Here is an 8,216-nt window from a genome sequence, read left to right as displayed (position 1 = left end):
TCGGCCTACCCGGACCACTACGCCCAGTGGGAGCAGCAGGCCGCCGACCTCGTCGCCGAACACTGGAACAGCTGACCCCACCCACAACAACGCTGGCCGGCACCCCACCACGGGGTGCCGGCCAGCGGCCTATCCAGCACCGTCCACCTCCACCCCGCACGAGGCACCCGGCGTGCCGCCCGGCGGCGCACCCACCACCGCAACCGCGTCCACCCTGACAGCACGACGAGGACCGGCCGGAGCCCGGCACGTTCAGGAGCGGGCAGCACGGCCGGTGCGACGGCTCAACGCCACGTTGACCATGCTGGCGTCCAGCAGGTCATGAACGTCGCGAACAGCCCGACGTCGAGCGGGCCCGGGTGGGGCTGGACGGGTCACGCCATCTGGCGAGCACACCACCGGGGGCCGAAGTCCAGCCCGGCCATCGGCGAGTCCTCCCGGTGCAGCAGGTCCTTCTCGGTGAGCAGGTGCAGCGGCTGGTGCACGTCCTCCTCCGCCATCCCCGCCTCCTGGGCGATCAGGTCCGGGTACGGCACCTGCCCGCGCGCCTCCAGCGTCGCGACGGCGTCGTACACCCGTTCCTCGGCCTCCGACAGACGTACCTGCTGCATGGTGACCTCCTTGCCGTGAACCGCCCGTCCGCCGGGCGGTCTGGGTCTCGCGGTTTACCCCGTCGGTGACCGACAATGCCCATCCGTTCGGTCCGTCGTGCACGGCCGACCGGGCCGGGGTGCCCTAGGGTGGACGCCGTGATCATCTGGGATCTCGTCGTCGTCGGTGCTGGCCCCGCCGGGCTCTGCGCCGCGCGGGTCGCCGCCGCGGCGGGCGTCCGCACGCTGGTGCTGGACCGGGCCACCCACCCCCGTTACAAGACGTGCGGCGGCGGCCTGATCGGCACCTCGCTGTCGGCCGTCGCCGGCCGGATCGAAGTGCCCGCGCACGACCGGGTGGACCGGGTGACGTTCACCCGGGACGGGCGACGCGCCTTCACCCGCCGGCACCGCACCCCGCTGGTGGCCATGGTGCGCCGCGACGAGTTCGACGACCGGCTGCGCTCGGCCGCCGTCGCCGCCGGGGCCGAGCTGCGCGAGGGGGTCGCCGTGCGGGGCGTCGACCAGGATCCCGACGGGGTACGCGTACGCCTGGCCGACGGCACCACCGTGCAGTCCCGGACGGTGATCGGGGCGGACGGCTCGTCGGGGGTGACCGCCCGGCACGTGGGCGTCCGGTTCCGTCAGGTGGACCTGGGCCTGGAACGGGAGTTGCCCGTCCCGGCGGACGTGCAGCGGCGCTGGCAGGGCCGGCTGCTGCTCGACTGGGGCGCCATCCCCGGCTCCTACGCCTGGGTGTTCCCGAAGGGGGCGTCGCTGACCGTCGGCGTGATCGCCGGCCGGGGCGAGGGGGAGGCCACCCGCGAGTACCTGCGCCGGTTCGTCGACCGGCTGGGCCTGTCCGAGGTGGAGCCGGAACACGACTCGGGGCACCTGACCCGGTGCCGGGCCGACGACTCCCCGCTGCGCCGGGGCCGGGTGCTGCTCGCCGGGGACGCGGCGGGCCTGCTCGAACCGTGGAGCCGGGAGGGGATCAGCTACGCGCTGCGCTCCGGCGCCCTCGCCGGCGAGGCGGTCGTCGCCGGCGACCTCGACCGCTACGAGCGGGACGTACGCGAGCGGCTGGTGCCGTCGATGCGGGCGGGGCACCGCCTGCTGGAGGTCTTCGAACGCCGGCCGGACGTCTTCCACGCCCTGCTGGCCACGCCGGCGGGCTGGTCGATGTTCGTAGGGTTCTGCCAGGGCCGGGCGAGTTTCGACCGGACGCTGACCCGGGCGCCGGTGCGGGCCGGGCTGGCGCTGCTGGACCGCCTTCCGCCGGTGCGGCGCCCGGTGGTCACCCTGCCCGGGTGACCGGCCACAACCCGTCCGCCCCGACGCCGACCAGCCTCGGTGCTGCACGACCGGACGGCACCGCACCCGCTCCCGACCGGACGGCCTGGTCAGGGCACCACGACGGCCCGGCCGTGGACCTCGCCCCGACGCAGCAGGTCGTACGCCTCAGGCGTCCGCTCCAGTGGGAAGGTCTGCACGTCGGCGTTGATCAGACCGGCCCGGCCGAGCGCGATCACCTCCTGGAGTTCGGCGCGGGTGCCCCAGAACGGGATCTCGACGCTGGTCTCCAGCGGCAGGGTGGGCGGCGCGTCGGCGACCGGGCGGACCGGCAGCGTGCCGCCGCCCAGCCCGACCAGGAGCAGCCTGCCGCCGGTGGAGACCACGGTGCGGGCGGTGGTCAGGGTGGCGTCCACACCGACGCAGTCGATCACCACGTCGGCGCCGTCCGGCGCCGGTCCGACGATCTCCCGGATCCGTTCCACCGCCTCCGGGCCGGCCTGCACCACGTGGTGCGCGCCCATCCGGGTGGCCAGGTCCAGCGCGGCGACGCTGGTGTCGACGGCGATGATCCGCACCGCGGTGGTGGCCGTCAGGATCTGCACCGCCATGTGCCCCAGCCCGCCGATCCCGATCACCACGCAGAACGTCCCGGGACGCAACGCCGGCCGGGCCAGCTCCACCGCGTGGTACGGGGTCAGCCCCGCGTCGGTCAGCGGCGCGGCCTGGGTGAGGTCCATGTCCCCGACGCGCAGCAGGTTCCTGGCGGGCACGTTGACGTACTCGGCGAGGCCGCCGTCGCGGCTGAGCCCGATGCCGCCCGGCGGCATCCGACGGCACTGGTTCTCCGCACCGCTCAAGCAGCCCCGGCAGGTGCCGCAGCCGACGATCCCGTAGACCGCCGCCCGGTCGCCGGGCGTCCACCCGGTGACCCCGGCGCCGACGGCCTCGACTGTGCCGGCGGTCTCGTGGCCCAGGGTGATCGGGGTGGGGAAGAGTCCCGGCGGGGCGTCCAGGACGTGCAGGTCGGAATGGCAGAGGCCGACCGCGCCGACGGCGAGCAGCACCTCGCCCGCTCCGGCCGTCGGAGTGGGGACCTCGACCTGCTCGAGCACTCCGGGACTGGTCATCCGTACCGCGCGCATGGTCGTCCTCCACCTCGTCGCCGACGCCGGTCGGGGCCGGTTTACCCGCGGCGGCGGCGTTGATGCCGGGCGACCGGGGGTGGAGAATGCGGGTATGAGCGAGCCGGTTCCCACGTCGTTCACCGACGAGGAGTACGCGTTCCTACGGCACGTCCGCTTCGGCGAGCTACCCGCGCCGGTCCGTCCGGACGAACTGGTCGAGCTGCGCGAGACCGATGCCCGACGGGACTATCCCGAACCGGTCGACGACCCCGACCAGCGGGCACTCGGCCTGCTGCCGGGGGTGGGCTGACCGGGTACGCGGACGGGCCGCAGGTGGGAGGACACCCACGGCCCGTCGACGGTGCCACGGGTCAGAAGACCGGCACGCCCTCGCGTACCAGCTTCCAGTTCGGCACGAAGAAGTCGGCCGGGTCGATCACGCCCTTGGCCTGCGCCCAGTCGATCAGCAGCTGGCGGATCTCCTGCTGCTGGTTGTAGACCTGGGTCTTCACGATGCCGGGGAAGTTGCCGCCGCCGCTGCGCCGGTAGTTGTTGACCGCGATGACGAACTGCGCGTCGTCGGCGACCGGGGTGTCGATGCCCGGCAGGACGAGGCGGGTGATCCGCTGCCCGACCGGCGCGGAGATGTCGATGTCGTAGTCGAGCCCGGAGATCACGTCGTAGTTGTAGTCCGGGACAGCCGGGTCGCTGATGGTGGCCGGGTCGACGGGGGCGCCGACGGCGAGGGTCCGGAAGTACTTCGCCGAGTACTCCAGGTAGGCCCGCACCTCGGCGCCGGTGAACACCACGGCCTCGAGGGTGTTGTCGAAGACGTACAGGCCCGCCACGTCACGGATGCGCACGTCGCCCTGCGAGAAGACCGCGGTACGGCTGAACGGCGCCGCGATCGACAGCACCGGCAGCGCCGCGTACGCCGTGCCGGCGAGCGCGGTGGTGACGACCTCGGTCTGGACGTGGTTGATGAAGTCCAGGATCGGCGTGTCCTTGTACCGGGACTCGGCGGCCGACAGCTCCTGCGAGGACTGTGCGACCACGGTGTTGACGTAGTCCACCGTCCTGGTGTGCTGACCGCGTACGGCGGCGAGCACCGCCGGGTCCTCGACCACGGTGTTGGTGTTGAGCATGGTGGCGCCCTTGGCGAGGACCTTCCACCGGCCGCGCACCTTCTGGACGGTGAAGTCCATCCGGGTCAGCCGCTGCCCCCACTTGGACGGCTCGGCGGTGAGCACCTGCTCGCCGGTGACGGTGTTGGTGACGAACTTCTCCACCACCTCGGCGTGGGCGTGGCCGAAGAGGATCGCGTCGATGCCCGGCACCTGCTGGGCGATCAGCGCCACCGGGTTCTCGATCGGCAGCTCCGGGCCGTAGCTGGAGGTGCCGCTGTCGCCGCCGTGCGCCGAGATGATCACCAGGTCGGCACCGCGCTCCCGCATGATCGGCACCCACTTCGCGGCCGTCTCGATCATGTCGGCGAAGATCAGCCTGCCTTCGACGTTGGCCTTGTCCCAGATCGCCGAACCCGGGTTGGTCAGACCGAGGATGCCGACGTTGATGGTGGGGGAGTCCGCGCCGCCGAGGCGCACCTTCTTGATCACGTACGGCAGGTAGGCCGGCCTGCCGGTCTTCTCGTTGAGCGCGTTGGCGGCCAGCGCCGGGAAGCCGAGCTGCTCGATCCACTTCGCCAGCAGCGGCAGGCCGTAGTTGAACTCGTGGTTGCCCAGCGTCACGGCGTCATACCTGAGCACGTTCATGGCGTTGGCCATCGGGTGCGTCTCACCGGTGACGGTGATCGGCTCCTGCTTGGCGTAGTAGGTGGCCAACGGGGTGCCCTGGATGGTGTCGCCGGCGTCGAGGACGAGGGTCGCCTTACCCGCGCGCTCCGCGCGGATCTGGTTGACCAGGGTGGCCAGCTTCGCCACGCCGACGTCGTTGTGCCGGCTGTCGTCGTACTCGGCGTCCTTGTAGTAGTCCCAGTTGTAGACGTTGCCGTGCGTGTCCGAGGTGCCCAGGACGGTCAGGTCCCAGGTCTTCGGGCCCTTCGCCTCGGCGGCCCGGGCAGGGGCGCCGGCGAGCAGGGGAGCGGTCGCCGCAGCGGCGGCCACGGCCAGCACCTGGCGGCGCGAGGCGCCGGAGGAGGAGGTCAAAGCGGTGCCTTTCCGATGGGGGTGCGGCGCCTCGTGGGCGCCGATGCGCACCATAACGAGCCCCTGTCACTCCCGCCACACGGACCCGAGGTGTTTCACCCCACCAGCGCCGCCGGCCACCTTGACGTAACACCGGGGTCGTCCGGAGGGCCGCCGCGTCCGTTTCCGCACCCCGCCGAGGGGTAGGGCAGCCAGGGACCGGGACGGACGAAGGAGACACCCGTGAGTAAGGACCAGTTCACCCCGCAGGACCCCACCGAGCAGTACGGCCAGCAGCAGGGGCAGCCGGCCCAGCAGCAGTCGGCGCCGGGCTCGACCCGCGAGATGGGACCCAAGCCCGACCACGGTGAGGAGTCGTACCGGGGCAGCGGCCGGCTGGAAGGCAAGCGTGCCCTGATCACCGGCGGTGACTCGGGCATCGGCCGGGCCGTCGCGATCGCCTTCGCCCGGGAGGGCGCCGACCTGCTCATCTCCTACCTGGGCGAGGAGGAGGACGCCGACGCCCGGGAGACGGTCCGGCTCGTCGAGCAGGCCGGCCGCAAGGGCGTCGCGGTGCGCACCGACCTCACCGACGAGGGCCACTGCCGGGAACTCGTCGCGCGCACCCTGTCCGACCTCGGCGGCATCGACATCCTGGTCAACAACGCCGCCTACCAGATGTCGCAGGACGACGGGATCGCCAGCATCACCACCGCGCAGTTCGACCGGGTCATGAAGACCAACCTGTACGCCATGTTCTGGCTCTGCCAGGAGGCGATTCCGCACCTGAAGGAAGGTGCGACGATCATCAACACCACGTCGATCCAGGCCTTCGACCCGTCGCCGCAGCTGCTCGACTACGCCACCACCAAGGCGGGCATCGCCAACTTCACCAAGGCGCTCGCCGCCCAACTCGCCGAGCAGGGCATCCGGGTCAACGCGGTCGCGCCCGGCCCGGTCTGGACGCCGCTGATCCCGGCCACCATGCCGGAGGAGAAGGTGAAGCAGTTCGGCACCGACACCCCGATGGGTCGTCCCGGCCAGCCGGCCGAGCTCGCCCCGGCGTACGTCTTCTTCGCCTCCCAGGAGTCCAGCTACGTCACCGGGGAGATCCTCGGCGTGACCGGTGGGCGTTTCACCAAGTGAGCCCCGCACCGCCCGGGTGGCCGACCGCCGCCCGGGCGGTGCGCGTCCTCGACGGTCAGCGGGGCCAGGCGGCCAGCCGGCGCCGCACCTGCGCCACCTGCGCGGCGTCCAGGCCGTAGCGGGTGAACCGGCGGTCCGCGACGCGGTCCAGGTACCGTCCGGCCTCCCGTACGTCGGCGTCGTCGAGCGCCGGGTCGACCTGCCGGGCCAGCTCCAGCAGTTCGGTGACGGCGTAGTGTTCCAGCGCCGCCGCCACGTCGATGTAGTCGCGCACCTCGCGGCGGTTCACCAGGGCGGCGACCTTGTTCGCCACCAGGTCGCGCACGTCCATCACCGGACCGAACTCCATCACCACCGGGGAGCGGTACCGGTCGAGCCGGGCCAGGCTCAGCCGGATCTGCCGCGCGCCTCGGGTGACCACGAAGTCCTTCATGTCCCGGTCGAAGCCGTCGAAGAGCCCCGCGAGGTCGCTGTCCGGGTCGGCGTCGACGACCTCGTACCCGGCCCGTTCCAGCGCGGCGCGCACCTCCGTCGCCGCCGCCGCGGCCGCGCCCTCCACGTCGGCGAACAGGTCGACGTCCTCCGTCGGGCGGGTGACCAGGCCGTGCGCGGCCCAGGCCACCCCGCCGCCCAGCACGAACCGATGCGGCCCGGCCGCCGTCAGGGCCACCCGGGCGACCTCCCGGTAGAAGTCGTGCAGATGCGTCACGCGGTACGCAGGCCCCGGTGCCGGCTCTCCCACGCCTGTCGCACACCCCGGGGCAGGTTCAGTCGACGCCACACCCGGCGCAGCGTCCGGCCGTTGATCAGCTGCCGCAGGTCGTCGGTGCGGGTGCTTTCCCGCAGCACGTTCTCGTACATCCAGAGCAGGTCGTCCGGATCCGCCAGGTCGAACGTCCGCTCGCCGTGCCACATCAGCCGCACCGGCAGCTCCACCACACCCCGGGTGGGGCCCGCCAGTTCGGCGAGGGTACGCGCCACCACGGCGGGCCGGCCCGGGCGGGCCAGGCACGCCACGGGGATCGCCGTGGTCTGCATGGCATCAGGGTAACCGTTACCTCTCAGTGCGCTGTAGTGCGCACGCGATTGGTAGTCCCGCCTTGCGGTGGGACGGTCCCGGTCTGACCGGCGGGTGCCGTGCCGGGTTGACGCTTCACGGCCACCGGCCCCGCGGGTGGGGTCTTATGGTCGGCTCCACGCCCGGCCACCGGGCCACTCCCGGCGCTGTGGCGACGTGCCGGGCCAGACGCCGATTGCGCAGCATCCCAGCGACGTTGAGGTCTTCCACCACGACCGTGGCGTGTTCGCGGACAAGCCGGGTGGTGAGCTTGTGCAGGCCGTCGCGGCGTAGGTTCGCCACCCGCGCGTGAGCGCGACCGAGCCGGGCGGACGCACGCTGCCACCGGTTCGACGGGCGGCGGCCGATACGGTGGTCCGGGCCCGACTTTCGCGACAGCGCCCGGCCCAGGGCTCGGAGCCGGTTCTGCGCGTCTGCGGCAGTGTTCGACCCGGTCGACCTCGACGCAGAACGAGACGCGCCAGCGCCGACCGTCGCTGCGTACCGTCGCCGACATCGACCCCTGGGTCAGCGGACGGTTGACGGGTTCGGGCGCAGCTGTTGCTGCTCCGACGACAACAACGGCACCCGAAGTGGTGTGCGGGTCGACCGGTCTGGGGTCGGCTGTCCGGTTAGGGGCGCGGGGTCCCGTGGCCGGGGGCACTCGGGTGGTGGGGGAATGGTGGCGGGGGTGGGGTCGTTACATTTCCTGTACGACTGCAGCAGCGCGCCCTCGCTGCCAGGCCCGGTACCGAGGCCCGGCTGGGGATGTGCCCGGGCCGGGAATGGTGGTGGCCCGCTGGTCGTTACACATGGTCCCGGCGCCGCGAGCCCTCCGGCTTGCGTGACCGTGAACCCC

At 72.5% G+C, this 8,216-nt stretch carries 8 protein-coding genes and 1 pseudogene; 3 read left to right on the top strand and 6 right to left on the bottom strand.

Annotation, left to right across the window (positions count from 1 at the left end; genetic code table 11):
• Positions 1-374: 374 nt before the first annotated feature.
• Positions 375-611 carry a hypothetical protein gene (locus GA0070560_RS27810; RefSeq protein WP_091303075.1) on the bottom strand — a complete coding sequence of 79 codons (237 nt, stop codon included), beginning with the start codon at positions 609-611 and terminating at the stop codon, positions 375-377.
• Between the two features lie 138 nt (positions 612-749).
• Between GA0070560_RS27810 and GA0070560_RS27805 the strand changes: the two genes are divergently transcribed.
• Positions 750-1,904 carry a geranylgeranyl reductase family protein gene (locus GA0070560_RS27805; protein ID WP_091303077.1) on the top strand — a complete coding sequence of 385 codons (1,155 nt, stop codon included), beginning with the start codon at positions 750-752 and terminating at the stop codon, positions 1,902-1,904.
• Between the two features lie 89 nt (positions 1,905-1,993).
• On the opposite strand, the gene GA0070560_RS27800 is transcribed toward GA0070560_RS27805, so the two are convergent.
• On the bottom strand, positions 1,994-3,013 hold the full coding sequence (locus tag GA0070560_RS27800; RefSeq protein ID WP_245675767.1) for an NAD(P)-dependent alcohol dehydrogenase: 1,020 nt from the start codon (positions 3,011-3,013) through the stop codon (positions 1,994-1,996).
• Between the two features lie 109 nt (positions 3,014-3,122).
• On the opposite strand from GA0070560_RS27800, the gene GA0070560_RS27795 reads away from it, so the two are divergent.
• Complete coding sequence (locus GA0070560_RS27795; RefSeq protein ID WP_091303071.1) at positions 3,123-3,320, top strand: hypothetical protein; 198 nt, start codon at positions 3,123-3,125, stop codon at positions 3,318-3,320.
• A gap of 61 nt (positions 3,321-3,381) precedes the next feature.
• Here the strand turns inward: GA0070560_RS27795 and GA0070560_RS27790 are convergent, their stop codons facing one another.
• Complete coding sequence (locus GA0070560_RS27790) at positions 3,382-5,175, bottom strand: bifunctional metallophosphatase/5'-nucleotidase (RefSeq protein WP_091303069.1); 1,794 nt, start codon at positions 5,173-5,175, stop codon at positions 3,382-3,384.
• A 222-nt stretch (positions 5,176-5,397) separates the two neighbouring features.
• Between GA0070560_RS27790 and GA0070560_RS27785 the strand changes: the two genes are divergently transcribed.
• On the top strand, positions 5,398-6,300 hold the full coding sequence (locus GA0070560_RS27785; protein WP_091303067.1) for an SDR family oxidoreductase: 903 nt from the start codon (positions 5,398-5,400) through the stop codon (positions 6,298-6,300).
• A 55-nt stretch (positions 6,301-6,355) separates the two neighbouring features.
• Here GA0070560_RS27785 and GA0070560_RS27780 read toward each other — a convergent pair whose 3' ends face one another.
• From GA0070560_RS27780 to GA0070560_RS30200, 3 genes and pseudogenes are all read right to left on the bottom strand, one after another.
• Positions 6,356-7,009, bottom strand: coding sequence for a nucleotidyl transferase AbiEii/AbiGii toxin family protein (locus GA0070560_RS27780; protein ID WP_091303065.1), 654 nt, complete (start codon positions 7,007-7,009; stop codon positions 6,356-6,358).
• Positions 7,006-7,338 carry a hypothetical protein gene (locus GA0070560_RS27775; RefSeq protein WP_091303063.1) on the bottom strand — a complete coding sequence of 111 codons (333 nt, stop codon included), beginning with the start codon at positions 7,336-7,338 and terminating at the stop codon, positions 7,006-7,008. The genes GA0070560_RS27780 and GA0070560_RS27775 overlap by 4 nt, the downstream gene beginning before the upstream one ends.
• Before the next feature lie 115 nt (positions 7,339-7,453).
• Positions 7,454-7,771: pseudogene (locus GA0070560_RS30200) on the bottom strand (transposase); the annotation flags it as partial.
• Positions 7,772-8,216 lie beyond the last annotated feature (445 nt).

It is taken from the genome of Micromonospora halophytica (assembly GCF_900090245.1).
GTDB lineage: Bacteria > Actinomycetota > Actinomycetes > Mycobacteriales > Micromonosporaceae > Micromonospora > Micromonospora halophytica.
Note: the sequence above shows the minus strand (reverse complement) of the source record. Positions and strands in the feature narration are given on the sequence as shown.

Excerpts from the sequence above, each read along its gene's own strand:
- GA0070560_RS27795 (WP_091303071.1), top strand. The coding sequence starts at position 3,123 with ATGAGCGAGCCGGTTCCCACGTCGTTCACCGACGAGGAGTACGCGTTC.
- GA0070560_RS27775 (WP_091303063.1), bottom strand. The coding sequence starts at position 7,338 with ATGCAGACCACGGCGATCCCCGTGGCGTGCCTGGCCCGCCCGGGCCGG.
- GA0070560_RS27800 (WP_245675767.1), bottom strand. The coding sequence starts at position 3,013 with ATGACCAGTCCCGGAGTGCTCGAGCAGGTCGAGGTCCCCACTCCGACG.
- GA0070560_RS27810 (WP_091303075.1), bottom strand. The coding sequence starts at position 611 with ATGCAGCAGGTACGTCTGTCGGAGGCCGAGGAACGGGTGTACGACGCC.